25 protein-coding genes are annotated in these 26,305 nt (G+C 72.5%); 11 read left to right on the top strand and 14 right to left on the bottom strand.

Annotated elements, in window-relative coordinates:
• Positions 1-2: 2 nt before the first annotated feature.
• Positions 3-956 carry a S41 family peptidase gene (locus tag FB454_RS29120; protein WP_145823887.1) on the bottom strand — a complete coding sequence of 318 codons (954 nt, stop codon included), beginning with the start codon at positions 954-956 and terminating at the stop codon, positions 3-5.
• Positions 957-1,033: 77 nt separating this feature from the next.
• On the opposite strand from FB454_RS29120, the gene FB454_RS29125 reads away from it, so the two are divergent.
• The 5 genes from FB454_RS29125 (at position 1,034) to FB454_RS29145 (ending at position 5,880) form a co-directional block, all read left to right on the top strand.
• Entirely contained in the window at positions 1,034-1,531 is a 498-nt protein-coding gene (locus FB454_RS29125; RefSeq protein ID WP_013284263.1) for an ArsR/SmtB family transcription factor, read from the top strand.
• A 129-nt stretch (positions 1,532-1,660) separates the two neighbouring features.
• The gene (locus FB454_RS29130) at positions 1,661-3,940 is read left to right on the top strand and encodes a putative bifunctional diguanylate cyclase/phosphodiesterase (protein ID WP_225319768.1); all 2,280 of its coding nucleotides are present in this window, start codon (positions 1,661-1,663) and stop codon (positions 3,938-3,940) included.
• 130 nt (positions 3,941-4,070) lie between these two features.
• Positions 4,071-4,703 (top strand): hypothetical protein, encoded by a 633-nt coding sequence (locus FB454_RS29135; protein ID WP_071096614.1) that lies wholly within the window; start codon positions 4,071-4,073, stop codon positions 4,701-4,703.
• A 106-nt stretch (positions 4,704-4,809) separates the two neighbouring features.
• Positions 4,810-5,568: a MerR family transcriptional regulator gene (locus tag FB454_RS29140; protein WP_013474157.1), complete on the top strand. Its 759-nt coding sequence runs from the start codon at positions 4,810-4,812 to the stop codon at positions 5,566-5,568.
• Between the two features lie 27 nt (positions 5,569-5,595).
• Positions 5,596-5,880, top strand: coding sequence for a putative quinol monooxygenase (locus tag FB454_RS29145; RefSeq protein WP_013474158.1), 285 nt, complete (start codon positions 5,596-5,598; stop codon positions 5,878-5,880).
• A gap of 6 nt (positions 5,881-5,886) precedes the next feature.
• Here FB454_RS29145 and FB454_RS29150 read toward each other — a convergent pair whose 3' ends face one another.
• Positions 5,887-7,398, bottom strand: a complete 1,512-nt coding sequence (locus FB454_RS29150) for a GntT/GntP/DsdX family permease (RefSeq protein WP_145823888.1) — start codon at positions 7,396-7,398, stop codon at positions 5,887-5,889.
• 22 nt (positions 7,399-7,420) lie between these two features.
• The gene (locus tag FB454_RS29155) at positions 7,421-8,962 is read right to left on the bottom strand and encodes a gluconokinase (protein WP_145823889.1); all 1,542 of its coding nucleotides are present in this window, start codon (positions 8,960-8,962) and stop codon (positions 7,421-7,423) included.
• Positions 8,963-9,228: 266 nt separating this feature from the next.
• On the opposite strand from FB454_RS29155, the gene FB454_RS29160 reads away from it, so the two are divergent.
• Complete coding sequence (locus FB454_RS29160; protein WP_145823890.1) at positions 9,229-10,383, top strand: hypothetical protein; 1,155 nt, start codon at positions 9,229-9,231, stop codon at positions 10,381-10,383.
• A 6-nt stretch (positions 10,384-10,389) separates the two neighbouring features.
• Here the strand turns inward: FB454_RS29160 and FB454_RS29165 are convergent, their stop codons facing one another.
• The gene (locus tag FB454_RS29165) at positions 10,390-10,962 is read right to left on the bottom strand and encodes a hypothetical protein (protein WP_114919526.1); all 573 of its coding nucleotides are present in this window, start codon (positions 10,960-10,962) and stop codon (positions 10,390-10,392) included.
• Between the two features lie 108 nt (positions 10,963-11,070).
• On the opposite strand from FB454_RS29165, the gene FB454_RS29170 reads away from it, so the two are divergent.
• Positions 11,071-12,285, top strand: a complete 1,215-nt coding sequence (locus FB454_RS29170; protein ID WP_145823891.1) for an aminoglycoside phosphotransferase family protein — start codon at positions 11,071-11,073, stop codon at positions 12,283-12,285.
• Here FB454_RS29170 and FB454_RS29175 read toward each other — a convergent pair.
• A complete protein-coding gene (locus tag FB454_RS29175) occupies positions 12,282-13,142 on the bottom strand; it encodes an AraC family transcriptional regulator (RefSeq protein WP_013284273.1) in 861 nt (286 codons plus the stop codon). The two genes, FB454_RS29170 and FB454_RS29175, sit on opposite strands and share 4 nt — an antisense overlap.
• Positions 13,143-13,262: 120 nt before the next feature.
• On the opposite strand from FB454_RS29175, the gene yidD reads away from it, so the two are divergent.
• Positions 13,263-13,634, top strand: coding sequence for a membrane protein insertion efficiency factor YidD (gene yidD / locus FB454_RS29180; RefSeq protein ID WP_225319755.1), 372 nt, complete (start codon positions 13,263-13,265; stop codon positions 13,632-13,634).
• A 113-nt stretch (positions 13,635-13,747) separates the two neighbouring features.
• Here the strand turns inward: yidD and FB454_RS29185 are convergent, their stop codons facing one another.
• The 4 genes from FB454_RS29185 to FB454_RS29200 are packed head-to-tail and all read right to left on the bottom strand — an operon-like array spanning position 13,748 to position 16,272.
• Positions 13,748-14,482, bottom strand: coding sequence for a YqjF family protein (locus FB454_RS29185; RefSeq protein ID WP_145755066.1), 735 nt, complete (start codon positions 14,480-14,482; stop codon positions 13,748-13,750).
• A gap of 32 nt (positions 14,483-14,514) precedes the next feature.
• Complete coding sequence (locus FB454_RS29190) at positions 14,515-14,880, bottom strand: VOC family protein (RefSeq protein WP_145755065.1); 366 nt, start codon at positions 14,878-14,880, stop codon at positions 14,515-14,517.
• A 46-nt stretch (positions 14,881-14,926) separates the two neighbouring features.
• On the bottom strand, positions 14,927-15,325 hold the full coding sequence (locus FB454_RS29195; protein WP_030272997.1) for a hypothetical protein: 399 nt from the start codon (positions 15,323-15,325) through the stop codon (positions 14,927-14,929).
• Positions 15,322-16,272, bottom strand: coding sequence for a hypothetical protein (locus FB454_RS29200; protein ID WP_145755064.1), 951 nt, complete (start codon positions 16,270-16,272; stop codon positions 15,322-15,324). Before FB454_RS29200 ends, FB454_RS29195 begins: the two co-directional genes overlap by 4 nt.
• Positions 16,273-16,384: 112 nt before the next feature.
• Between FB454_RS29200 and FB454_RS29205 the strand changes: the two genes are divergently transcribed.
• Positions 16,385-18,544 carry an MMPL family transporter gene (locus tag FB454_RS29205; RefSeq protein WP_145823892.1) on the top strand — a complete coding sequence of 720 codons (2,160 nt, stop codon included), beginning with the start codon at positions 16,385-16,387 and terminating at the stop codon, positions 18,542-18,544.
• A gap of 22 nt (positions 18,545-18,566) precedes the next feature.
• On the opposite strand, the gene FB454_RS29210 is transcribed toward FB454_RS29205, so the two are convergent.
• Both FB454_RS29210 and FB454_RS29215 read right to left on the bottom strand, forming a co-directional pair.
• On the bottom strand, positions 18,567-19,229 hold the full coding sequence (locus tag FB454_RS29210; RefSeq protein ID WP_145755062.1) for a response regulator transcription factor: 663 nt from the start codon (positions 19,227-19,229) through the stop codon (positions 18,567-18,569).
• Entirely contained in the window at positions 19,226-20,419 is a 1,194-nt protein-coding gene (locus tag FB454_RS29215) for a sensor histidine kinase (RefSeq protein WP_145755061.1), read from the bottom strand. The genes FB454_RS29210 and FB454_RS29215 overlap by 4 nt, the downstream gene beginning before the upstream one ends.
• A 170-nt stretch (positions 20,420-20,589) precedes the next feature.
• Between FB454_RS29215 and FB454_RS29220 the strand changes: the two genes are divergently transcribed.
• Together FB454_RS29220 and FB454_RS29225 are read left to right on the top strand one after the other, a co-directional pair.
• A complete protein-coding gene (locus tag FB454_RS29220) occupies positions 20,590-21,168 on the top strand; it encodes an anthrone oxygenase family protein (protein ID WP_145755060.1) in 579 nt (192 codons plus the stop codon).
• Positions 21,165-21,638: a hypothetical protein gene (locus FB454_RS29225; protein ID WP_145755059.1), complete on the top strand. Its 474-nt coding sequence runs from the start codon at positions 21,165-21,167 to the stop codon at positions 21,636-21,638. Before FB454_RS29220 ends, FB454_RS29225 begins: the two co-directional genes overlap by 4 nt.
• A gap of 25 nt (positions 21,639-21,663) precedes the next feature.
• Here FB454_RS29225 and FB454_RS29230 read toward each other — a convergent pair whose 3' ends face one another.
• The 3 genes from FB454_RS29230 to FB454_RS29240 form a co-directional block, all read right to left on the bottom strand.
• Positions 21,664-24,738, bottom strand: coding sequence for a DEAD/DEAH box helicase (locus FB454_RS29230; protein ID WP_145755058.1), 3,075 nt, complete (start codon positions 24,736-24,738; stop codon positions 21,664-21,666).
• A gap of 154 nt (positions 24,739-24,892) precedes the next feature.
• A complete protein-coding gene (locus FB454_RS29235; protein WP_030272984.1) occupies positions 24,893-25,684 on the bottom strand; it encodes an inositol monophosphatase family protein in 792 nt (263 codons plus the stop codon).
• The gene (locus tag FB454_RS29240) at positions 25,681-26,112 is read right to left on the bottom strand and encodes a DUF5919 domain-containing protein (protein WP_486485476.1); all 432 of its coding nucleotides are present in this window, start codon (positions 26,110-26,112) and stop codon (positions 25,681-25,683) included. Before FB454_RS29240 ends, FB454_RS29235 begins: the two co-directional genes overlap by 4 nt.
• Positions 26,113-26,305: the final 193 nt, after the last annotated feature.

Raw genomic sequence — 26,305 nt, forward strand, 5'->3', positions numbered from 1 at the left:
GCTCAGCCCAGGGCGGCGAGAGCCGTCCGCGCCTCGGCCGCCGTCGGCCGGTCCGGGTCCGCCGCGAGCAGCGCCTCCAGGCTCCGGCGGTACGCGACGTCGCGCGCCCCGTCGGCCGGGCTCGCCAGGTCCGGGGTGACGCCGCAGCCCTCCCAGTTGGTGCCGCTCGCCGCGTGCACGGGCCGGGCCACCGGCACCGTCAGTTCCAGGTGCGGGTGCAGCCGGTGCCCGACGCGGGGATGCGCGCCGCCCCGGGTGGGCTCACCGACCACTGTGGCCCGGCCGAACTGCTGAAGGTCGTACGCCAGTTCCTCGCCGCCGGAGAACGTCGCCGGACCGGTGAGCACGTGGACCGGCTTCTCCGGCGCGTAGCGGGGGACCGGCAGCCAGGCGGCACTCCAGAACTGGCGGGTGGCGCCGGAGCGCTCGTGCATGGTGTGCAGGTGCGTCGGCTCGGCGAAGAACCAGCCGCAGAGCAGCGCCACCCCGTCCGGGCTGCCGCCCTCGGTGCCGCGCAGGTCGAGCAGGAGCGCGTCGGTGCCGGCGAGCAGCCGCAGCGCGGCGGTCAGCGCGTCGCCGGCCAGGTCGGGCGGGAACACGTACGGCTGGATCTCCAGCAGCCCGACGTTTCCCGGCAGCCGTTGCACCCGGGTCGCGCCGCCCATGCCGAGCGCGGCGAGGCGCGCGAAGTGTTCCCCGGTCGGGTCGTCGGCCCTGTCGGACAGCGGCTGGTCGTGGTGCTTGAGCCGCAGGTGCAGGTCGCGGTTCGCCGACTGGAGGTCGGCGGTGACGAGCGCGCCGAGCGTGGCGGGGTCGCCCGCACCGGCGTACGCCCCGGCGCGCAGGCGCTCGCGCAGGTGGCCGGCGACCCGGTCGGCGACGTCGGGCAGGACGTACTCGTCGGCCACCAGCGCGGCGGCCCGTTCGACGATGGCGGTGATCTGGTCCGGATCCATCGAGTCCCCGTTCTCGCGGTGGGGGAGAAGTAGAGCAGCCGGTTGACAAAGCGTCAAGAGAACTAGACGCTTTCGCGGTGACCGACGATCCGCTGGAGATCCGCGACCCGGCCCAGTTCAAGGCGCTGGCCCACCCGTTCCGGCACCGGCTGCTGTTCGCGCTCGGAGCCGGTCCCGCCACGCTCAGCCAGCTCGCCGCCCGTCTCGGCGCGGCGAAGGGCACGGTGGCCCACCACCTCGCGGTGCTGACCGAGGCCGGCATGGTCCGCCCGGCGCACAGCCGCCAGGTCCGGGGCGGCACCGAGCGCTACCACGAACGCACGTTCCGCCGGCTCGTCGGCGCTGACACCGACGCGGGCGCCACCGCCGCGCTGCTCGGGGCGTACGCCGAGGAACTCGCCGGTGACCCCGACCCGCTCGTGCACCTGCGACACCTGCGGCTCACGCCGGCCCAGGCCCGGCGCCTGCGGTCCACGCTGGACGAACTGGTCGGCGAGGCCGAGGAGGCGCCGCCGGGGCAGCCGCGCTACGGCGTGCTGGTCTCCCTCTACCGGCACCCGCCTGCGGTCCGCTGACCGACAGTCGTCGACTCTGGCGGCAGTCCCCGGCGCTGGCTAGGCTTGCGCCGTCCGTCGTCCGGTCCTCGTCGTCGAGGGTGCACGTCTGGAAGAGAGCCGGAGCGCATCGTTGTATCCCAGCACGACGTGAGCCTCGCCGTCGCGGCGCCGGCCCGTCATCCGCTCGTCGGCCGTGTCGGACTTGTCGCGGCCGCTGTCGTCGTACTCGGGGAGATGGCCTGGCTGGCCGCCCGTCTGCCGGGCGCGGCGCTGGTGAGCGACCTCGGCGCGATGGCGGTGTCGAGCTGGGCGGCAGTGCTCTGCGCCGGCGCGGCGCGACGTCAGCCGGCCGTGTTGCGCCGGTTCTGGGAACTGCTCGCCGCCACCATGGCCCTCGCCGCGCTCGGCCGTGCGGTGTGGACGGTGGAACGGCTCGGCGGGCTCGGCCTGCCCCACACGCCGCTGGTGGGGGGCCTGTTCGCCGCCGGCATCGTCACCGGCACCGCCGCGCTGCTCTGCTCCCGCACCGGCCCGCGCAGCGTGATCGGCCGGGCCCGCACCCTGCTCGACGGGGTCATCGTCGGGCTGGCCCTCATCCCGATCGGCTGGGTGGTGGTGTTCCACCGGATCACCGACGCCGAGCTGGCCGACCCGATGCGGACGTTCGGGCTGCTCTACCCGATGTTCGACCTGATGCAGCTCACCATCCTCGTGGCGGTCGCCGGTCCGGGCCGGCCGATGTGGCGGGCGCTCACGGTGATCGGTGCGGGCCTGGCGATCCGGTCCGGCGCGGACGCCGTCTACGTCTCCCTGGTCGCGCGCGGCGACTACACGCCGGGGCACCCGGTCGACGTCTGCTGGCCGCTGAGCTACCTGCTGGTCGGCCTGGCCACCCGCTATCCGCCGCCGAACGACGGGGAGGGCGAGGACGACGTGGTCGACTCGCCGCTGCCGCCGTGGTGGCGGGTCGCGCTGCCGTACCTGCCGGTGGGCGGTGCGATCGTCGCGGTCCTGCTGTCGCGGCAACCCAGCGGGCAGACCCCGCAGGTCGTCTTCGTCGGCATGATGGGCCTGCTCGGGGTGCTGGCGCTGCGCCAGGGGCTGGCCGCGAACGAGAACCTGCGGCTGGTCGGGCGGCTGCGCCGGCTCGCGTACTCCGACCAGCTCACCGGCCTGCCCAACCGGCTGACGTTCGTACGGCGGCTGCGGCGGGCGTTGCGCGGGGGTGGGCCGGTCGCCGTGGTGCTGCTCGACCTGGACGGCTTCAAGCAGGTGAACGACAGGTTCGGGCACGCCGCCGGGGACCGGCTGTTGACCACCACCGCGGAGCGGATGCGGGACGCGGTCGGCCCGGACGGGATGATCGCCCGTCTCGGCGGCGACGAGTTCGCAGTGCTCGTCGCAGGGGAGCGCCCGGTGTCACCCGAAGGGCTCGCGGTCCGGCTGCTGGCAGCCCTGGAACCGCTGCCCGGCGAGGAGGATCTGGGCGTCCACCCGTCGGCGAGCATCGGCATCGCCGAGTACGGGCCGCAGCACACCTCGCACACCGACCTGCTCCGGGACGCCGACATCGCCATGTACGCGGCGAAGGCGGCAGGCAAGGCCGCGTACCGGACGTGCACGCCGGAGCTGCGCGAGTCGGCGGTCAGCCGGGCCGAACTGATCGCCGACCTGCGCCGCGCGGTGGACGAGGGCCAGTTGCTGATGGAGTTCCAGCCCATCGTCGACCTGGACACCGGCACGGTACGCAGCGCCGAGGCGCTGGTGCGCTGGCGGCATCCCCGGCTGGGTGTGCTGACCCCGGCGCGGTTCCTGCCGCTGGCCGAGGAGACCGGGCTGATCGTGGCCATCGACAGGTGGGTCATCCACGAGGCGTGCCGGGCCGCGGCCACCTGGCGCGAGCACGCGCCGGACGTGACTGTGGCGGTGAACATCGCCGCCGCCCACCTGTGCCGGCCGGACCTGATCGCGACTGTCACCGGCGCGGTCGGCGCGGCCGGCCTGCCGCCCCGCGCGCTCACCCTGGAGCTGACCGAGTCGGCGCTGATCGAGGGCAGCGAGTCGGTGCTCGACCGGCTGTCCCAGCTGCGCGACCTCGGCATCCGCATCGCCATCGACGACTTCGGCACCGGGTACTCCTCGCTGAGCTACCTGCACCGTATCCCGGCCACCGAGCTGAAGATCGACAGGTCGTTCGTGTCCCGGCTGGACGCCGGCGACGCCCGCGCGTACGCCACCGTCGAGATGGTGAACCGGCTGGCCGGCGCGTTCGACCTGGCCGTGGTGGCCGAGGGTGTGGAGACTGTCGCGCAGCACGCGGCGGTCACCGCGATCGGCTGCCGGCAGGGCCAGGGCTGGCGGTACGGCCGTCCGGCCGCCCTGCCGGACCTGCTCCCCGCGTTGTCCGGGGCCGGCGCCGAGCGCTGACCGGCCCGGGTCCACGGGGGCCGAAGGTCCCGGACGGGACAGGGGATTCGACCCTGCTCACCGGCGGTCCGGCACCGCCATGATGGTTCTCGTCAACAAGACGAACACACCCTCCACACGGGAGTTTGATATGAAGCGACGGACGCTCGATCTGCTGTTCAGCATCGGTGGGCTGGGCCTGGCGGTCCTGCTGCTCGTCGTCGGCGTCGTCCTGACGACGAACGCCAACTTCGCCAACGACTACGTACGCGACCAGCTCGGCGCGCAGCACATCACCTTCACCCCGGCGGACAAGCTGTCCGACGAGGAGAAGAAGTCGGACTGCCTGCGCGAGTACGCCGGCCAGAAGATGACCACCGGCAAGCAGGCCGAGTGCTACGCCAACGAGTACATCGGCCTGCACCTGAAGAACATGGCCGGTGGCAAGACCTACGCCGACCTGGGCGAGCCGCAGAGCGCGCTGCGGGCGCAGGTGGCCCAGGCCGAGCAGAGCAACGCCGCCAACCTGGCCGACCTTCAGAAGCAGCTCGCCGAGGTGAGCGCCCAGCGGGAGACCGTGTTCAAGGGCGAGACGCTGCGCGGCCTGCTGCTCACCTCGTACGGCTTCAGCGAGTTCGGCCGCAAGGCCGAGCAGGGCGCCCTGGCCCTGTACCTCGGCGCGGGTCTGCTCCTGCTGCTCTCGATCGCCGGTCTGGTGCACGCCTTCCGCACCCCGGCCAACGCGACCTTCGCCGCTCCCGAGAAGGAGAAGGTCACCAACTGACCGTACCGACGACGCCCCCGGCCGATCCTGGTCGGGGCGTCGTGCTGTCCGGCTTGACCCTCACGCAGCGGGAGGCGGGAGTCTTGGTCGCGGAAGGGAGGGAACCATGCCGTACACGGTGGGACAGGTGGCGCGGGCGGCCCGGGTGACGGTCCGGACGCTGCACCACTACGACGAGATCGGGCTGCTGCGGCCCAGCGGGCGCACGCCTGCGGGCTACCGCCGCTACGACGAGGCCGACCTGGACCGGTTGCAGCTCATCCGGTACTACCGCGAGCTGGGGTTCCCGCTGGAGGAGATCGCCGAGATCCTGGACGATCCGGACGCCGACCCGGTGGCGCACCTGCGTCGGCAGCACGAGCTGCTGTCCGGGCGGATCGGGAAGCTCCAGGAGATGGTCGCGGCGATCGAACACGCGATGGAGGCGAGGACGTTGGGGATCCAGTTGACGCCGGAGGAGCGGTTCGAGGTGTTCGGTGACTTCGACCCGGACGAGCACGCCGAGGAGGCGGAGCAGCGCTGGGGCGGCACCGAGGCGTACCGGCAGTCGCAGGAGCGCGCGGGCCGCTACTCGAAGGAGGATTGGCTGCGCAACAAGGCGGAGAACGAGGACTGGGGGCGGCGGTTCGTCGCGCTGATGGACTCGGGCGCGCCGGCTGACGGCCCGGAGGCGATGGCGCTGGCCGAGGAGCACCGGCAGCTCATCACCAAGTGGTGGTACGACTGCTCGTACGAGATCCACACCGGCCTGGCCGACATGTACGTGGCGGATCCGCGGTTCACCGCGTACTTCGAGACGCTGCGGCCCGGGATGGCCGCGTACCTGAACGAGGCGATCCACGCCAACGCGATCACCCGGTCCTGACCGGGAGCGGGTGGCAGGATGGCCGGCATGCTCATCGTCGCCGGCACCCTCTACGTCGATCCGGCCCGGCGGGACGCCTACCTGGCGTCCTGCGAGGCCGCCGTCCGCGCGGCCCGGGACGCGCCCGGCTGCGTCGACTTCGCGGTCAGCGCCGACCTGGTCGAGCCGGGCCGGATCAACGTCTACGAGCGGTGGGAGTCCGACGAGCAGTTGCTGGCGTTCCGGGGCTCCGGCCCGGAGGCCGAGCAGGTGACGGAGATCCTCGGCGCCGAGGTGCACAAGTTCCGCATCTCCGGCGTCGAGGCTCCCTGACCGTCGCTAGATGAAGACGTCGAGCAGCAGGACGCCGAGGAAGCCGACCACCGAGATGATGGTCTCCATCACCGACCAGCTCTTGATGGTCTGCCCGACTGTCAACCCGAAGTACTCCTTCACCAGCCAGAAGCCGGCGTCGTTGACGTGGGAGAAGAACAGCGACCCGCAGCCGATGGCCAGCGCCAGCAGCGCCACCTCGGGGCCCTGGAGCGTGGCGGCCAGCGGTGCGACGATACCGGCGGCGGTGATGGTGGCGACGGTGGCCGAGCCGGTGGCGACCCGGATGCCGACCGCTACCAGCCAGCCGAGCAGCAGCGGCGAGAGGTTCGCACCGTCGGCGGCGTTCGCGACCAGGTTGCCCACGCCGGCGTCGACGAGCACCTGCTTGAAGCCGCCACCGGCGGCGACGATCAGCAGGATGCCGGCGATCGGCGGCAGCGAGCCGCCGAGGAAACCCGAGACCTGGGTACGGCTGAAGCCGGACCGGTAGCCCAGGAAGATCATGGCGAAGATGACGCCTGCCAGCAGGGCGATGATCGGGGTGCCGGCGATGTCCAGCGCCTTGCGGCCTGCGGTGTCCTCGCCGAGCGTCAGCTCGCCGATCGCCCGCAGCAGCATCAGCACCACCGGCAGCAGCACCGTCACCACAGCCGCCCAGAGCGCCGGGGACCGGCGCGAGCGCCGCCCGACCGGCTCGTCGATCGCGCCGCCGGGCCGTCCGGTGCCCGGGTTGACCAGGTCGTCCGCGGTGACCAGGTCGCCGTCGGCGTCGAGCCGGCCGTCACCGGGCCGGGTCGGGCTGCGGTCGACGGCCGCGTCGCGCCGGGTCGGCAGCAGCTCGGCCGGTGCGGTGGCCGGCACGTACCGGGCGATGAAGTTGCCGAAGACCGGGCCGGCGATGATCACCGTGGGGATCGCCACCAGCAGGCCCAGCGCGAGCGTCTGACCGAGGTTGGCGCCGAGCGCGTCGATCGCCACCAGCGGGCCGGGGTGCGGCGGCACCAGGCCGTGCAGCACCGACAGGCCGGCGAGCGCGGGAATGCCGATCTTCATCAGCGGCACGTTCACCCGCAGCGAGACCAGCAGCACGATCGGCACCAGCAGCACCACGCCGACCTCGAAGAACAGCGGCAGGCCGATAAGCGCGGCCACACCGGCCATCGCCCAGGGCAGCGCGGTCCCGGAGACCCGGCCGACCACCCGCTCCACGATGCCGTCCGCCCCGCCGGACTCGGCCAGCAGGCCGCCGATCATCGCGCCGAGCGCGATCAGCAGGCCCACGCCGCCCACAGTGGAGCCGACGCCGCCGCTGAACGAGGTGACGATCTTGTCGACGGGTACGGCGGCGACCACGCCGAGCACCGCGGCGCCGAGGATCAGCGCCAGGAACGGATGCACCTTGCCCCACGCGATGAGCAGCACCACCGCGGCGATGCCCAGCAGGGCCGCGAGGACGAGCTGGGTGTCACCGGCGTTCGTGAGCGGCTCCGCGGGTGCGGCGAGCAGTGTGACCACGGCTATCACGCCCTTCGGTCGGTCAGCGGGGTGGTGCGGTGGGTGGTGGTTCCGGCGGAAGGCTCGGTGCCATCCGCCGCAGGGACGCGAACGTGGGTACGAGGGCGTCGTACAGCTCGGAGAAGAGGGGGAGCAGTGCGGCGTACGTGGCGGCGGAGGCGGGATCCGGGCGGACCGTCTCCTCGATCCGGACCAGATCGGCGGCGACCTCGATCGAGGAGATCAGGCCGAGCGCCTGCATGCCGAGCAGCGCCGCGCCGAAGCCGGACCCCTCGTGCCCGGCGGGGAACCGCACCGGCATGCCGAGCGCGTCGGCGAGGATCTGCCGCCACAGCGCGCTGCGGGCGAACCCGCCGCTGGCGCGGACCTCGCGTACCTCGTTCCCGGCGGCCCGGACCGAGGCGAGGACCAGGGCGAGCTGCTGGCAGACGCCCTCCAGCGCGGCCCGGACCAGGTGCGCCCGGCCGTGGCCGTGGGTCAGCCCGACGTACGCGCCGCGGGGCAGCGCGCTCCAGTGCGGCGCCCGCTCGCTGAGCAGGTACGGCAGCATGATCAGCCCGCCGGAGCCGACCGGCGCCGTGGCGGCCAGGTCGAGCAGCTCCTCCTCGGCGTGCTCGCCCAGCTCGGGGGCGAGCGCGTCGTTCGCCCACTGGAGGACGATGCCGCCGTTGTTGATGGCGCCGCCGACCACCCAGCGGTCCTCGGTGAGCGCGTAGCAGAACACACCGCCGAGCGGGTCCACGCCGGGGCGTTCCACCATCACCCGCATCGCGCCGCTGGTGCCGATCGAGCAGGCCACCACGCCGGGGCGTACCGCGCCGAGCCCGAGGTTCGCCAGTGGCCCGTCGCCGGCGCCCACCACCAGCGGGGTGTCCACGGGCAGCCCGGTGGCGCGGGCCGCCTCGGGGGTGAGCCCGGGCAGCACGTGGGTGGTGGGTACGAGCTGGGGGAGCTGCTCCTCGGTGATTCCGGCGAGGCGGAGCGCCTCGGTGTCCCAGGCCAGCCGGTGGATGTCCATCAGGCCGGTGGCGGACGCCACCGAGTGGTCGGTGACGAGCGCGTCGGCGAGCCGCCGCAGCACGAGATCCTTGATGCCGACCCAGTGCGCGACCCGCTCGTGCAGCTTCGGTTCCTGCTCGGCGAACCAGACCAGCTTGGGCAGCGGCGCCATCGGGTGGACCGGGGTGCCGGTGCGCCGGTGCAGGGCGAGCCCGGAGGGCGCGGCCCGCAGGCGTTCGGCCTGCGCGCTCGCGCGGGAGTCGGCCCAGGTGATCGACGGGGTCAGCGGGGTGCCGTCGGCGTCCAGCCCGATCAGGCTGTGCATGGCGGTGCTGAACGACAGGCCCGCAACCGGTACGCGCAGCTCGTCCACGACCGTGCGGATCACGCCGATCACGGCTTCGTGGATGAGGTCCGGGTCCTGCTCGGCCCAGCCCGGGTTCGGCTCCTCCAGCGGGTAGCCGATCGAGTGGCTGGCCAGTTGCCGGCCGGTGGTGTCGAACGCGACGGCCTTGGAACTGGTGGTGCCGATGTCCACTCCCACCACCACGGCCGGGTCGCCCACCGGTGCACCTCCTCGCCGCCCGGGGGCCGCGCTCCGCCCCGCCGTTGCGGCTGACGTTACCGACGTGTCCACGCGCGCGCATGACGAAGCGGGACCGCCGGGAGCCGGTGGCACGGAACGTGAATCGACGCGGGAGTTTCCGCCGATTGTGTAGGTCAATCAGCCGATCGGTCTAATTGGCGACTTTCGCGTGTCTTCGTACCCCTGCCGCACAGTTGACATGAATGACACCCCGATTGGTGGGCTCGCGCGGCGGAGGAGTCGGCGTGACGAAGACTGATTCGACGGGTTCCACATGGCGGTACCGGTGGGCGCACCGGCAGAACGAGCGGCGACAGCGGGCCTTCCGCGCCGCGGACGAGGCGTGGCGACGCCGCGACGACGAGCTGCGCCGCCTGCGTACCCTCGCGGTGTCCTTCCACGGCTCGGCTCAGGCGGGCGTCGGCCTGCCGATGGAGCTGGCTCCCGGCGAGGTGGTCTTCTGGACACTCCCGGCCGCGCAACTGGTCGAGGTCCGGCACACAGCCGTGCTGCCCGCCCCCGAACTGACAGTCGACCCCGACCCGCCCGCGCTGCGCCCCCGCCGCCCCGAGGGCGTCAAGGTGGTCGACGCCGGGCTCGCCGTGCTCACCAACCGGCGCCTGGTCCTGCTCGGCGGACGCGGCCGGCGCGACTGGGCGTACGGCCGGATGACCGGCCTGTCCCACGACCCCGGCGCGCCGGTCACCCTGATCCAGGTGCTGGACCGGCGGCGTACCTCCGGGTTGCTGCTGCCCACCGGCGCGGCGGCCGACTTCCGGTTCACGCTCACGCTGGCGTTCGCCGACGCGATCGAGCAGCGCGCCGCAGTCGTGGCCGAGCTGGACGAGCTGATCGCGGAGCACACCGCGGCGCGGCCGGAACGCCCCGCAGTGCTCAGCCCCGCCCAGGCCCGCGTCACCGCGCTGGTGCCCGGCGGCCGGCGGACGGTGGCGGTCGGCGCGGCGCTCGCGCTGATCGTGCCGGCGATGCTCATCGAGTCCAACCCGCCCACCCGGGCCGGCTCGGAGCGCGCCGCCGCCGCGACCCCGGGGGCCACCGGCACGCCCGCGCCGCCGCACGTCGCGCCCGCCGTCCAGGTCCGGCCCAGCACGAGCCCTGAGCCGTCCCGCGTCCGTCCCGCACCGCCGCGCGGCACGCCGCAGCCGCCGGTCGAGCGCCGCTGCGGCGCACCGGCGAACCCCTTCGGGTACGACTTCTGCGACGGCCAGCGCATCCGCCGGCCGGCTGCCGGGGTGTGCGACTGGTTCGAGTGCGTACCCGGGTTCTGGTCCGACCGCGGCTGGCTGGTGCAGTGCCGCGACGGCTCGATCAGCCGCACCGGCGGCCAGCGCGACGTGTGCGCCGGTCACAAGGGGCTCCGCCGGACCGTCTGGCGGTGACGCCGGTCAGGCCACCGGGCGGGGCGTGACGCGCAGCGGCAGCAGCCCGGCCAGCACCAGCGCGGCGCCCACGGGCAGCAGGTTCAGGTTCACCGCGATCGCCAGGAACCCGGCCAGCACCAGCACCGGCGCCCACACCGGCAGCAGCCGGGCCGCCGCCGCCCGGTACAGCAGCACCAGCAGGCCCAGCTCGAACAGCAGCGGTCCGCCGTACAGCACCAGGCCGGGCGTGGGCACCGCGTCGGCGAAGCGCGGAAACAGGTCACCGAGGATCACCCAGACGAAGGCGGCGGCGCCGACCAGACCGGCCGGTGCGGCCACGTCGTCGAGCGTCCGCAGTCGCGACGACCGGGTACGCAGCAGGCCGTGCAGCCCGACGATCAGCGCGGCGAAGCCGAGGACGCCGAGCAGGAACAGCGTGTGCCCGGTGTTCCAGGCCCAGGCGCCCTTGTCGCTGTGCCCGTCCAGGCGGTCGAGCAGGCGCAGCAGGCCGTAGCCGAGCAGCAGCACCGCAGACGCCACGGCGACCGGGCGTAGCCACTGGTGCGTGGGACGTGTGCGGGAATCGAGGAGGCTCATCGCCTCAGCGTTCCGGGCGCCCGTGCCCGGGACATCGGGGAGCGGTCCCGAACCTGACCCGGATCAATCCGCTCGCCTCCCGTAGGGGTGCCCGGATACCGTCCGGCCGTGTCCCGCACCGTCTCGCTGGTCCTGCTCGACGCCACCGGCCGTCCGCTCGGCGCGCTGCCGCCGTTCGACGTGCCGGAGCCGTGGTGGCAGGAGGTCCACTCGATCGTCGACACCGTCCGGCAGCGCCACGGTCTGGAGGTGACGGTGCTGCGGCTGCTCGACGCCGACCGTTCCGCGCCTCCCGGCGGCCATGTCCGCTACCTGGCGCAGGTAGTCGACGCACCGGCCGTACCCCTGGAACCGGCGACCGTGGACCTCGCGCCGCACCCGCTGCGCCAGCCGTGGGCGGAGGCCGGCGGTCCGGCTTGCAGCGTCGCGTGGGCGACCGGCGAGCTGAGCCGGCTCGGCCGCCGGGTGACGGCGGTGGCGCAGCAGCGCACCTGGAACCTCTCCGCCATCTGGCGCCTGGACACCGACCAGGGCCCGGCGTGGCTGAAGCAGTTCCCCCCGTTCGCCCGGCACGAACCCACAGTCCTGGGCTTCCCCGGTGATCAAGGAGTTGGTGTCGGTGACGATCTCCCAGACGACACGAACTCCTTGATCAACGGGCCGGTCGTGCTCGCCGCCGACAGGGAGGGGCGGATGCTGCTGGCGGACGTGCCGGGTGCGGACCGGTACGGGGCCGGGGAAGGCGAGCGGGCCGCCGTCGCGGCTGAGCATCATGCGGTGCAGCGGCGGGCGTGCGGGATCGTCGGCGAGTTGGTCGCGGCGGGGGTGCCGGACCTGCGCGGGGCGCGGCTGGCGGGCTGGATCCGGGAACGGCTCGCCGGGCACGACGTGTCGGCCGCAGCCGGCCTGCTCGACGGGCTCGACCGGCGGCTCCGGCAGGTCGCCGGCTGCGGCCTGCCGGACACGCTCGTGCACGGCGACCTGCACCCCGGCAACGTGCGCGGCGACGACCGGCGCCGGACCGTGATCGACTGGGCGGACTCGTTCGTCGGCCACCCCGCCTTCGACATCCTGCGCCTCACCGAGGACGTCGACGCCGGCGTCGCCGCCCGGCTGGTCGACGCATGGGCGCGACGGTGGCGGGCCGACGTGCCCGGCAGCGACCCGCACCGGGTCGTCGACCTGCTCCGGCCGGTCGCGCCGCTGCGGCTGGCCGCCGTGTACGCGATGTTCCTCGCCGCGATCGAGCCGGGCGAGCATCCGTACCACGTGCACGACGTGCCGGCCGCGCTGGCGCGAGCGGCGGCGGTGGCGCGACCCTAGATGCGGCGAACCGGGATCCACAGCTCCGCGTCGGCGGTGCCGCCGTCCTCCGCGACCCGCACCCGCGAGATCTCCGGCCCCGGCCGGGTCTCGTACGGGTTGGACGGGAACCACGACGTGAACACGGCCCGCCACAGGTGCTGCACCGCCACCGGGAACGCCCCGGAACTGGAGAACACCGCCCACTCGCCGGCCTCGACCGGCAGACTGCGCAGGTCGTCCGGCACGTCCGCGCCGGTGACCGCCGCGTACCAGTAGTCCAGCTCGGTGCCCTCGTCCCGGGAACCGGCCAGCTCGGCGCTGACGTTGACGATCCCGTGCGGCTCCTGGTCGGACAGCGCCTCGATGCGGCGGACGGTAGCCGGGTCGATGCCCCTGACGAACGCCACGATGTGCGGGTTCATCCCCTCGTGCACGAGCGGCACCCGGGCCGTCAGCCCGGCGAGCCGGAAGGCGTCCTTGGTCACGATCCGGTAGTCCATGCTGGTGTTCCCTTCGACGACGAGCCGGAAGGACATCCGGGGCTGGGACCGCAGCACCGCACCGGCCTGCCGGGCCTGCGTCGGCCCGACGCCGTGCACGGCCCGGAACGCGCGGGCGAACGCCTCGTTCGAGCCGTACCCCCAGCGGACCGCCACGTCGAGCAGCGACTCCCGGCCGGCGAGCACGTCGGCGCCCGCAAGCGTCATCCGGCGTCGGCGCACGTACTCCGACAGCGGCAGCCCGGCCAGCGCCGAGAACAGCCGGCCGAAGTGGTGCTCCGACACGCCCGCGATCCGGGCCAGCGCGGCCACGTCGAGCGGCTGGTCGAGCCGCTGTTCGAGGTGGTCCAGCGCGGCGTTGAGCCGATCCAGCACCCGGTCTTCCCTCCTGGTGACGCCTTCGACGCTAGGTTCCCGGCCGCCCACCGACCCGATCACACCGGACCCGGTCCGGTCGCCTCATCGACACTGGCGGGCGTGTCGCATCATGGCGTGGTGATCTTCCGGAAGCGGCACCACAAGAAAAAGAAGAGCCGGGACTGGTGCAACTGCGACGTGCCCACCTGCGACGGGCCGGGCTGCTGCGACCTGGGCCTCTTCTCGATGCTGCTCACCCTCGGCTCGGTGACCGCGGGCGTCGTCCGGCGGCCCGCCGTGGACCGAGCCGGCCGGGCCGCCATCCTCGGTTACCGGCGCTGGCTGTCGCACCGCTGGCCGGCGACCTGCCGCTACACGCCGACGTGCAGCGCGTACGGGCTCGCCGCGGTGGAGCGGTACGGGCTGGCGGTGGGTGGCCGGATGGCCGCGGACCGGGTACGCCGATGCCGTCCCGACGTCCCGCACGGCACCCACGACCCGCTGCACTGACCCCGCTCGCCTCCGCGCCGCGCGGACGTGCCGGCGCCACCTCGGGGAAGTGGCGGTGTTCCGGTGTGCCGGATGCCGCCACTGCGGCGACCTGGCGTCGATCAACGTGGCGGTCACCCGACCGACGTGGGGCCGCCGAAGACGACAGGTACGCCGGAGGAGTAGAGCACGCTCACCGGCGGCCCGTCCGGTGCGGGCAGGCCCGCGGCGGTGACCAGCTCGTCGTCGAGGTGCAGCAGTTCGGCGCGGTGCAGCGGCCACTGTGGATGCCAGTTCGGCAGGTGGCGGGTGCGGCCGTACGCCCGGGTGTGCAGGCCCCAGCGGGCGGTCAGGAAGTGTTCCAGCGGCGTCGGCTCGGGGATGGGCGCGCCGACGCGTACCGCCATCCGGCTGGTCGCGCCGGCCGGACCGGGCCAGCGGCGGCGGCAGCGGTAGGTGAGCGTGTCACCGGACCGGTCCAGCCGCATCGCCGACCACTTGTACGGCAGACGCAGGCTCACCTGGGCCACCAGCACCGGCACCAGGCGGGACGCGTCGAGCGAGCGGAACACGACAGCGCGCCGCCCCGAACCCTCGACCGAGTAGAGCCGGACGTTCGTCTCCCAGAATGTGCCGAGGTACGGCACGCCCGGGCCACGGCCGAGACCCAGCCCGACCATCCGGAACCCGATCAGCCCCACGTAGGTGAGCCCGTCGAGCGTGTCCGGCCGGGTGCCGGCGGGCAGCAGCGGCGCCACCCGTTCCGGCGGGACCGCCCAGTGCAGGAAGGCGAGATCGTGCCAGCGCTGCGCCAGCCAGGCCCGGCGGATGGCGCGTACGGGAGCGTGCTCGACCGGCTCGATCTCCACCGGTCCATCCTGCCTCCCGGACGCGCCGGGAGTCACTCCGGGCGGTGGCAGACCGCCTCGACGTTGTTGCCGTCCGGGTCGCGGACGAACGCGCCGTAGTAGGCGGCGTGGTATTCCGGCCACTCCTTCGGCGCGTGCAGCACCTCCGCCCCGGCCGCCACCGCCGCGTCGTGGAACGCGCGCACCGTCGCGCGGTCGGCGGCGGTGAACGCGATGTGCACCGGCACCGGCGTGGCGCCGGACGGCGCGGGCTCCACCCAGAAGTCGGGCGCGTCGACGCCGTAGCCGATCGGGCCGGGCTCCATCAGCCGCCGCCCGCCCAGCGGGGCGAGGACCGCGTCGTAGAAGGCGCCGCTGGCCTTCAGGTCGCGTACCGCTACGGAGAAGTGGTCGAGCACGTCGCCTCCCTGCGATCGTCGATGACCGCGCCAGGCTACGAGACCCCTACGACAATCCGCCGTGGTATTCGACGTACCAGCGAGACTGCTCGGCCACGTCGAACGCTGCTACGTCCTCGGGATCGACAGCCGACAGGTAGGCGAGAACCTCGGCCGCCTCCGCCGTGCCGAGCGTCCGCAGGTGAGCGAGCGTCTGCTCCCGCCCCGCCCCGCACAGCAACTGCCATTCCACGGAGCACGCGGCGTCGAAGCTGGAGTGCTTGGCCTGCCAGATCAGCAGTACGTCGGCCAGGTCACCGTGCAGGAACAACTGCTCGCAGCCCAGGTGGATGAGGGCGCTGTCGTTATCGGCACCGAGACGGATCTGCTCGCGCAGCATCGACCGCACCGGCTCGACGTCTGCCGGACGCAGTCCGTGCCGCTCGTACCATTCGTCGTCGTTCACGCGGTCATCCTGCCGGACACCGCGACCATCGGACCGGCTCGCCGTCGCCTGGCGGTGTCCGCGACGATCAGCAGGCCGGGAACCGCGCCGAGCAGCCAGATCACGCCCACCGGCCAGTGGATCACCTCGCCGACCGCGCCCCGGATCTCCGGCACGTCACCGACCACGTAGGACGCCTCCGGGTCGGTCGTGCGGCAGTCGAGCGTCCACGTACCCGGCATCGGCACCCGCACGGTCGCCACCCAGGAATAGGTGGCGGCGTCGCTGCCGTAGTCGCCCGGCGGGACGGAGACCGGCTCGGCCGTCCGGACCTCCGCGCCGCCGCCGGTGACGCGGCAGTCCGGGTCCGCCGGGGAGAAGCCCACCGCGAAGATCGCGTACGCCCCGGCGGCCGGTGCCGTGAACCGGCCCGCCGACGTCGAGTAGGGGCCGACGCCGCCGTACTCATGCGGGGGTTGCCCGATCGTGCTGTCCTCGGCGCCGAGCCCTACCGCGGACTGGGCCAGCAGCGCGCCGAACACCACGGCGAGCCCGCCGATCAGATAGCCGCGCCGCGACGCCGGGCGGGCCCGGTGGGGCAGGCGCCCGCCGGCGGCGTACCCGATCAGCGCTCCGGCCACCGCGAGCGCCGCGCCGCCGAGCAGAGCCCGCCCCCAGCGGGCCTCGCCGGTCAGCGGCACGACCCACCGGAAGAACGCCAGTGACAACGCGAGAAGCGCCGTCGCGACCAGCGTGGACACGCCCAGGGCCACCCCGGGCCGCCGGGGCTGCCGGGCCGCCAGCACGGCGGCGAGCACCGGTGACGCGAGCACGGGCCACCACAGCGCGGTCGAGACCGGCTGGTCCTCCTCCCATCTGTGGGTCCACTCGAAGAAGACCAGCGGAGCCGGCACCGTCGCCGCCAACCAGGCCGTCAGCACTCCGGGACCGGGCAGCGTCGCGCTCATCCGTCGATCCTCGACCACCCGGATCATCGACGGAAGTCCGCGAGCCGTCCGAAAGGGATTGCTCACGCAGCGTAGGATCGCGTGCGACACAGCCGAACACACGGGGGAAACGATGTTCGAGCGCCTGGGCAGATTCGTCGTGGGCAAGGCCTGGTGGGTGATCGGCGGCTGGGTCGTCGCCGCGATCGCGATCATCGCCGCCAGTCCTTCGCTGAGCGACATCACCTCCGCGGACCAGGAAAGCTTCCTGCCGCGCACCTACGAGTCGGTGCAGGCCACCGAGCTGGGCGCGAAGTCGTTCCCGCAGGCCGCCACCGCCACCGCAACGGTCGTCGTCAAACGCAGCGACGGCAAACCGCTGACCGCGGCCGGCGAGGCGCGCGTGGGGCAGCTGGCCGCCGCGCTCAAGGCCCGGAACATCCCGCAGACCTCCGGCTACCTCACCGGCCCGCAGGCCGTCGCGCCGGACAAGTCCGTGCAGGTGGTCACCGTCGGTCTCGACGCCGACAGCCCCGACGACCCGGGCCTGCTCGACGCGGTACGCGACCTGCGCGCCGCCCTCGGGCCGGACCTGGCCGGCAGCGGCCTGACCGCCGGGGTGGCGGGCGACGTGGCGAGCTTCGTCGACAACGAGGACACGTTCAACGACGCGTTCGCCGTCGTCGGCGTCGCCACCATCGTCCTCATCATCGGGCTGATCCTGATCATCTTCCGCAGCCCGATCGCCGCGCTGCTGCCGGTCGTGGTCATCAGCGTCGTCATGTCCGTCACCACCGGGCTGGTCGCCGCCGCCGGCAAGGCGTTCGACCTCAACGTCAGCCAGGACCTCCAGACCATCCTGCTGATCGTGCTGTTCGGCATCGGCACCGACTACATCCTGTTCCTGCTGTTCCGCTACCGCGAGCGCCTGCGCGCCGGAGACGACAAGCGCACCGCCATGATCGTCTCGGTGCAGCGGGTCGGCGAGGTCATCACCTCCGCCGCCGGTGCGGTCATCGTGGCGTTCCTGGTGCTGCTGCTCGCCTCACTCGGCTTCTTCGGGTCGCTCGGCCCGGCGCTCGCCATCGCCGTCGGCGTCATGCTCGTCACCTCGCTGACCCTGATCCCGGCGCTCGTGTCGCTGCTCGGCCGGTGGGTGTTCTGGCCGTCGAAGGCGTGGCAGCGCCCGCCCAAGGCGACCCTGTCCCGGCGGCTCGGCGCCGTCGTCGGCCGCCGCCCGGCCGTGGTGGCCGCCGCTTCGGGCGCGCTGCTCGTCGCGCTCGCCGCCGGTGTGCTCGGCTACAAGGCCGACTACGACTTCGGCGCCGGCTTCCCGCAGGACACCGAGTCGGCGCGGGCCGCCCAGGACCTCCAGCGCGGGTTCGCCGCCGGGGCGCTCGCGCCCACCGAGGTCTACCTGACCACCGGCAACGGCACCCCGCTCACCGAGCAGCAGGTGAACGACTTCGCCGCCGCGTCGGCGCGCGCACCCGGCGTCGGGCAGGCGCAGCCGCCGGAGCGCAGCGCCACCGACCCGAGCGTCGTCCGGATCAACCTGCTGCTGAACGAGAACCCGATGTCCAACGAGGCGATCACGCTCGTACGCGACGACCTGCGGAAGTCCCTGCACGAGGCGGCTCCGCCGGGCACCAGGGCACTCGTCGGCGGCACCACGGCGATCTTCGCGGACATCAACTCGGCGAACAACAGGGACCTGTCGGTGATCCTGCCGGTGGCCGCACTCCTGATCGCGATCATCCTGGCGCTGCTCCTGCGCAGCCTCGTCGCGCCGGTCTACCTGGTGATCGCCGTGCTACTCAACTTCGCCGCCACGCTCGGCGCCACCGTCTACGTGTTCCAGGGGCTCCAGGGCAACCCGGGCGTGACGTTCCAGCTGCCGATCATCCTCTACCTGTTCGTGGTGGCGATCGGCACCGACTACAACATCCTGATGATCGCCCGACTACGCGAGGAGGCGCGCGAGGGCCACGAACCGCACCAGGCCGCCGCGATCGGGGTGGAACACGCCGGGCCGACAGTCGCCGCGGCCGGGCTGATCCTGGCCGGCACGTTCGGGGTGCTGATGCTCGCGCCGATCTCGTTCCTCCAGCAGATGGGCTTCGCGGTGGCGATCGGGATCGTGCTGTCCGCGTTCGTCATGTCGATGTTCTTCGTGCCGGCGCTGACCGGGCTGATCGGCCACAAGGCGTGGTGGCCGGGGCACGGCGACGAACGGCGCAACGGCGGCGGCCGGCACGCGGCACCGGCACCTGCGGACGCGGCGTCGACCTGACTGTGACCCGCCCCGGCGCGGCTCAGCCCTCGCCGGGGCGGACCAGCCCGCTCTCGTACGCGATCACGACGAGCTGCGCCCGGTCGCGGGCGTTCAGCTTCTGGAGCAGCCGGCTCACGTAGGTGCGGGCGGTGTCGGGGCTCAGGAACAACGCCTGCCCGATCTCCGCGTTGGACCGTCCGGCGCCCACCTGCGCCAGCACGTCCCGTTCCCGTGCGGTCAGTCCGGCCAGCCGCCCCGGGTCGGCCACCGGTGAACGGGCCGCCGCGGCGAGCACCCGCCGGGTGACGGCGGGGGAGAGCAGCGCGTCGCCACCGGCGACGGTCCGGACCGCGTCCCGCAGCGCGTCGGGCGGGGTGTCCTTGAGCAGGAAACCCGCTGCCCCGGCGCGGATCGCCTCGAACAGGTACTCGTCGTCGTCGAACGTGGTGAGCATGACGACCTGCACGCCGTCCAGCATCGAGTCGGTCAGGATCCGCCGGGTCGCCTCCAGTCCGTCCCCGCCGGGCATCCGTACGTCCATCAGCACGATGTCGGGCCGCTGCTCCCGTACCACCGAGAGGCCGCTGCCGCCGTCGCCGGCCTCGCCCACCACCTCGATGTCCGGCGCCCGGTCGAGCAGCGCGCGCAGGCCGGTACGTACGAGGTGCTGGTCGTCGACGAGCACGACGCGGATCGGGTTCACGCGGCGACTCCCGTCAGTGGCAGGTGGACCGACACCCGGAAGCCGGCGGTGCCGCCCGTGCCGGTTGCGGCGGTTGCTCCGGTGCTGCCGGTTTGGATGGTGCCGGTTTCTACGGTGCCGCCGAGCAGGGCTATCCGCTCGGCCATGCCGCGCAGGCCCTGGCCCGTCCCGTCCCTGCGCCCGGCGGGCGGGCCGCCGCGGCCGTCGTCCACCACCTCCAGCGCGAGCCGGCCGGGCGTGGCGCGGACCGTGACGGTGACCCGGGTGGCATCGGCGTGGCGCAGGACGTTCGTCAACGCCTCCTGCACGACCCGGTAGACGGTGCTGCCCACGACTGCCGGCAGCGTGTCCACCGGACCTTCGATCCGCAGGTCGACAGTCAGCCCACCCCGGCGTACGCCGTCCACGAGCGCCGGGAGCCGGTCGAAGCCGGGGGCCGGTTCCCGTGGACCGGGTTCCCGGCGCAGCGTGCCGAGCGTCGCCCGCAGCTCCGCCATCGCGCTGCCGCTCACCGACCGGATGGCGGCCAGCGCGCTCTCCGCCTGCGCCGGGTCGCTGTCGGCGAGCGCCTCCCGGGCGACGGCGGACTGCAACGTGATCACCGACATGGTGTGCCCGAGCGTGTCGTGCACCTCCCGGGCGATGCGCAGCCGTTCCGCCTCGACCTGACGGGCCGCCTCCCGGTGGCGCTCCTCGTCGGCCGCGACCGCCTGCCGGACCAGCGCCGCCCGCAGCGACCTGCGGTTGCGTACCGCGTCACCGAGGGCGATGACGGCGAGCAGCAACGCCGCCTCGGAGCCGAGTTCCGTACCGACGACCACCGCGATGTCGTCGCCCTCGGCCAGCCGGGCGACCACGGACACGGCCAGCAGGCTCCCGGCCACCACGGCGGCCGGGACGACACGCCCGCGCTCGGACACCCGGTAGAGGACGGCGGCGGCCGGGGCGGCCACTCCGACGGGCGGCAGGTCCAGCGCGTAGTACCCGAGGATCACGACCGCCGTGGCGACCAACGCCGGCAGCGGCCACCGCCTGGCGCACAGCACCAGCCCGCCGAGCACCGCGCCGACCACGACGGCGAGCACCGCGCCGCCGGGCGAGGGCCGGTCGGCCGCCACGGCCACCGCGACCAGGCCGAGCGTGGCCGCCGCGAGCAGCACATCGGCGCGGGTGGGCGAGGTGTCGGGCACGCCTTCGAGCCTAGGTCCGCGCGGACCCTCACCGCTGTCGTCCGCAGGCGTCAGGGACGACCCCGAGGCGTACGCCGAGAAGCGACATCCGGTCGCGCGGCCACGCGGACGACGGCCGGGGACGGCCGACCTAGCGTCGATGGCGTCCCCGAAACGTGAGGAGAACCCTCGTGGTACGCACAAGACTGACCTGGCTCGCCCTTATTGTCATGGTGTGGGCGGCAATGATGTCGTTCGGCGGGGTCGCCGCCGAGACCGTCATGCTCTACCCGAACATCTTCAGCGACGCGCCCGCCTCGCTCGACCGGGCCCGCGAGTTCCTCGTCCACGGCGGCCCGCACGACTACTTCCCGCCGCTCGGCGCGTCGGTGATCCTCAGCAGCGTCGCCGCGATGCTGCTCACCTGGCGCGACCGCCGGCTGCGCTGGTGGGTCGCCGGCGCCACGGCCGTGTTCGTCGTCTGCGAGTTCGTGTTCTCCGCTGTCTTCTTCTGGCCGCGCAACGAGATCATGTTCGTGGACCCGGTGGGAACGCACTCGCCGGAGTACCTGCGCCAGGTCGCGGCCGAATTCGTCGCCGGTCACTGGGTGCGCTTCGCCGGGGGCGCGGTGACGGCCGTACTCGCGTTCGTCGCGCTGCTGAAGTTCGTGCGCTCGACCGCGTCCGTTCCGGCTCCCGCGTCGGCTTCGGTGCCCGCTTCGGCGCCGGCTTCGGCATCCGGCTCCGGGTCGGCGGAGGTGACGCGATGAGCGCGGGTCGCCGTACCCTCGGGTTCTCCTGGCCGGCGTTGGTTGCGCTCGCCGCGTTGGCCGCCCCGCGCGTGGCGCTGCACGACCTGGACGTCGTGCCGGAGGGCACGGTCGTGGCTGCGCTGCTGGCGGTCGGGCCGCCGCTGTGCTGGGTGGCCGCCGTGCTGTGGCGGCGGCCACCGCGCCCGTTCCTGACGATCGTGGTGATCGGGGCGCTGTACGGGGTGTTCCTGGCGGCCGGTCACCAGGTGTTCTGGGACTCGTCGCTGGGGATGGATGCGCCAGGGCTGGCCGGGCTGGAGCCGGGGGCGCGGGAGGCGTTGTTGCGGGGTGCGGCGGTGATGTCGAGCCTGGTCACCGGGACGATGGTCGGGGTGGTCGCGGGTGGGGTGGCGGTGCTGTTGTCCCGAGTGCTGCCAGCGCCGGCCCGACGTCGTGAGCAGGCCGACGCTTCTCGCCCGCTCGCCTGACTCGGCGAGCGGGCGAGATCCCAGGTCAGGCAGCGATCGCCCGGGCGGCGGCGTACATGTCGGCGGGCAGCGGATGCCGCAGCTCCCAGAGGATCCGCATGGGCCGGTCGCCGCTGTGCTCCCGGTATGTCATCGGACCCGCGTACAGGTACGGCGGTGCGCCCAGGTCGCGATCGGCGATCTTGGTCTCGCGGACGAACAGGTGCACCGTCGAGCCCTGCGCGACGTGGTTGACGTACCGCTGGCCGGTGGCCGAGCCTGATGAGGTGGTGCTCTGCGACTCCCACTGGAACAGCTTGTCCGTGATAGCGCGGTCGGCGTACATGGTGGTGGGGGAGTAGTGCTCCTCGGACTTCACGAGCGTGACGAAGAACAGATCCGCGCGCTCGTCGGGCAGCCACTTCACGCCCTCGCGCAGCGAGCCGGGGTTGGTCATGCCGAATGCTGCGCACGCCTCGTTGCGGCTGTAGCGGGCGTGTACCCGCAGCGGCACCCGGCCCGGGGCAGGTGGCTCGGTGACCCGATGGATGCGGTCACGGAGCACGTCGACTACCTGCGGCAGCTCGGCACAGCGCGCCGGTTCCGCCCACAGCCTCCTGAGCCGGGCGTCGCGTTCGGCCAGCGGCACCGACGCCCCCCACAGGCTGAAGTGCAGCATGTCGAGCAGCCGCCCGGCGGTGGGGCGCTGTCCGGCGGCGACCTGAGCGATCAGATCCAACCTGTCGACATCATCGGTGTGGAGCATCCGGCCGATGGCCCGGCTCAGGTCACGGTCGTCCGGGCCGCCTTCGTCCGGGTCGAGACCGGCGAGGCGCCGCAGCCCGGCCCAGCCGCCGATGCTCGCCGATCGGTAGACGTCCTCGATTTCCAGGCCGGTCTCGCGCAGGAAGTCGGACAGACTGACGTCACCGAGCTGCCGCAGCTCGGCCACAAGCGCGTTCTTCGACGTCGGGAGCGCCGACTTGAGGTTGGCGAGGACGATCTCCTTCGCCACCCGGTCCAGCTCGATGTGGCAGCCGCTGGGTAGCGAGGGGAAGTCCTCCCGGACGGCCGCTTCGACCGCCCGCCGGCTGACCCCGGCGAGCGCCCGCCAGCGCATGTCGAACCGGAAGTTCGCGTGCTGACCGCCGATGAAGTCGAGCACCGTCAGGCACGGCTTGTCGTCGTCCAGCCGCAGACCCCGTCCGAGCTGCTGGAGGAAGATCGTGGCGCTCTCGGTGGGGCGCAACATGAGGATGGTGTCGACCATCGGCAGGTCGACGCCCTCGTTGAACAGGTCGACAGTGAAGAGCACCTTCACCTCGCGCTTGCGGAAGCGGTCGATCAGCGTGTGCTGCTCCGGCCGGTTGACCTGCGATGTCACTGCCGCCGCCGGTACACCGTGCCGGGTGAACCAGTCGGCCATGAACTCCGCGTGCCCGATGCTGACGCAGAAGCCGAGCGCGCGCATCCGCCCGACGTCAGCGATCCGCCGGACCGCGTGCAGGATGAGCCGCGCCCGTGCGTGATTGCCGGTGTAGACGCCGTCGAGCTCGCCCTTGTCGTACCCCTGTCCGCGCTTCCACCGCACCCGCGTCAGGTCCACGTCGTCGTGCAGGCCGAAATACTGAAACGGCGCCAGCAACTGCCGTTCGAGGGCCTCCCACAGGTGCAACTCCACCGACGCGCGGCCGTCGAACCACCGGCGCACGTCACGGCCGTCGCTCCGCTCGGGCGTCGCGGTCAGACCCAGGAGTACGCGCGGCCGAAGCCGTTCCAGCAGCGCCGTGTAGGTGGCCGCCTCGGCGTGGTGGAACTCGTCGACGATCACCATGTCGAACGCCTCGGGGTCGATCTCCCGCTGGCGCAACGACTGGATCGACGCGAAGACGTGCTTCCACCCCTGCGGCCGATCGCCGCCCACAAGCGTCTCGCCAAACGTGCCGTCACCCATGACCTGGCGGAACACCGACCGGCTCTGCCGCAGGATCTGCTCCTGATGTGCGACGAAGAGCAGCGAGTCGACGCGGCCGGCTCGCCGGAGCCGGCGATAGTCGAGCGCCGCCACCACCGTCTTGCCGGTGCCGGTCGCCATCACCACCAGGTTGCGCCAGCGGCCGTGCACCAGGCGTTCGGCGTCGAGGTCGTCAAGAACTTCCTGCTGGTACGGGAACGGCCGCACGTCCAGGTTCGCGATCTCAGTCGGTGCGTCGTCGGCGCGTTCCCCGCGCAACGCGACACGTAGGCGCTCGCCATCGGCTGCCGGGTCGTAGGTCTCGAACGCCGAGTCGTTCCAGTAGTCGGCGAACGTCGCCTCGAACGTGTCGATGATGTGCGGCTGCTCCAGGTTCGAGATGCGCACGTTCCACTCCACGCCGTCGACGAGCGCGGTCTTGGAGAGGTTCGACGAGCCGACGTACGCGGTGGTGGTGCCGTTGTTCCGCCGGAACAGCCATGCCTTGGCGTGCAGGCGGGTGGTCCGCGTCTCGTAGGACACCTTGATCTCGGCACCCAGCTCGGCGAGCCGATCGAGCGCCCGCTGATCGGTGGCGCCCATGTACGTCGTCGTGATGACCCGTACCCGACCGCCTCTGCCGACCAGCTCGGTGATCGCGGGCTCGATGATGCGCAGCCCGTGCCACTTGATGAAGGCGCAGAGCAGGTCCACCTCGTCCGCCGACGCCATCTCGTGGCTGACCTCGTGGCCGATGCGCGGCTGGTGCCGGCCGTTGACCAGGAGCGCGCCGGTGGAAAGCGGCGTCGAGGGGCGGATCGGGAAGACCGGTGCGGCCGGTGGGGTGGGCGGTGAGGCGATGGCGTGCAACAGACGTTGGGCGTCTGCCACCTGGTCGTCGGCGGTGACGGCGCGGGGCTCGGCCTGAGCGATGTGCGCGGCGATGCGGTTTGCCAGGTCAACCTGCCGGGCCAGCTTGTTCCCTCCGCCGCCGACGCCGAGGAGCGCCCGCCGCGCGAGGCCCGCGATGTGCCGGGCCAGGACGTCGTGCGCGTCGGCGGCATCCAGCTTCGCATCCCGGACGAGGGCGCTATCGACATGCCTGAGCTGCGTCGCCAGCTTCTCCGTGATCAGGTGTTCGTAGATGCCCTGCTCAAGATCCCCCACGAAGGCAAGCTAGCCGCGATGAACGCCGGGCGGAAGCCGGTGCGGTAGGCGTCAGAAGCTTTGTCCCTGCGTCTGTCGGATCATCGACAGCGATCCTGGTTCCAGGCGTCAGATGGCATGGCCGCAGATCCTTCAGTACGAAGAGAGGAATCGCTCATAAGCCTGCCGCACCCCAATACAGGTCGAGTATCGCCGGCATGAGCAGCGGAGACGCCGCCAGTGTCTCCTGAGATGCACTGTCGTGCGCGGCGCCGTACCGATCCACCACGAGAGCCCCCGCCTCCCGCGCGATGATGACGCCGGCTGCCATGTCCCACAGGTGGTTCGAAAGAGTTATCGCAGCGTCCAGTCGTCCCTCGGCGAGCCAGGCCAGGTCGAGCGCGGCGCTACCCGTCATTCGTACGCGCTGGGCCCGTGCAGCGAGCTGGGCGGCCAGGGCGAGTCTCATCGCGTTCTTGGTATCGGCGTCGGGTCCGACCGCGTAATCGCCGACGGCGACGATCGCGTCCCTCAAGACGCTGACCCCGCTAGTCGCTATGCGCTGCCCGTTAGCGTGCGCGCCGCAGCCTTCCACGGCGGTGTAGAGCGAGCCCAGGAACGGCAGCTCGATCACGCCGAGCACCGGATTGTTCCGATGCACGAGTGCGAGCGAGACGGCGCACATCGGCAACCGACGGAGGAAGTTCGCGGTGCCGTCGATGGGGTCGAGTACCCACCGGAGGTCGGCTCGACCGGCGTTTCCCTCCTCTTCACCGAGAAAGCCGATGTCGGGCGTCTCCGCTGCCAGGAAGGCGCGAACATCCCGCTCGATAGCGAAGTCGAGGTCGGAGGCGACGTCGCGGTCGCCCTTGAGGGTGAGTGCGCCAGGAACGCCCTGCCGCATCGCCAGAACAGCTCGCCTGACGGCCTCGGTCGCGACGGGAAGGAGGTCCTTATAGGCGCTCACAGCGCCTTCCCGCGCTGCCAATGCGACTCGAAGAACTGCTCGAACACCTGGTAGAGCCCGGTCCGGTGCGCGTCTCGTTGGATCACGAAGGCGGGTGAGTCGACGCCGCGACTGTCGGTCAGGTAGGGCTGCGCCACACACTGATCATCCGCGAGCACGACGTTGAAGCGAAGAGTCTCGTCATAGGTCGCCAACTCCATCCGAGTCCGGAGTTCAACGGGTAGGCGCTCGCGGACTCGCAGCAATGTCTCCAGGTTGAGTTTCGTCAGCGCCGTGAGCTGCCCGGATAGGAATCCCTCCTCCGCCTCGCGCGCCTTGATCGCTGTCCCCGCTGGATCCAAAAACAGGCATCGTGCGTGGGTGCCGCTTGCCAGGAGCGCTTGCCAGTGACGGTCCGCGTAATCCTGGCAGAGCATGTTGAGAGACAACCCGATCGCACGGACGCGACGTGCGCCATCTAGGAGGCGTTCCGCGGGCAGGTGAGCGGTGAGCTGCGACCGGCTTGGAAAGACCGCGATCAGACCAGCTAGTACTCCAGCCGGGGATTGTGATCACGGCTCGGTGAGGGCTTGTCGGGTGTAGTGGCTGGTCATGGCTTGGGCTTGGTGGCGTCGTCGGCGG

The organism is Micromonospora sp. CNZ297, from assembly GCF_007827625.1.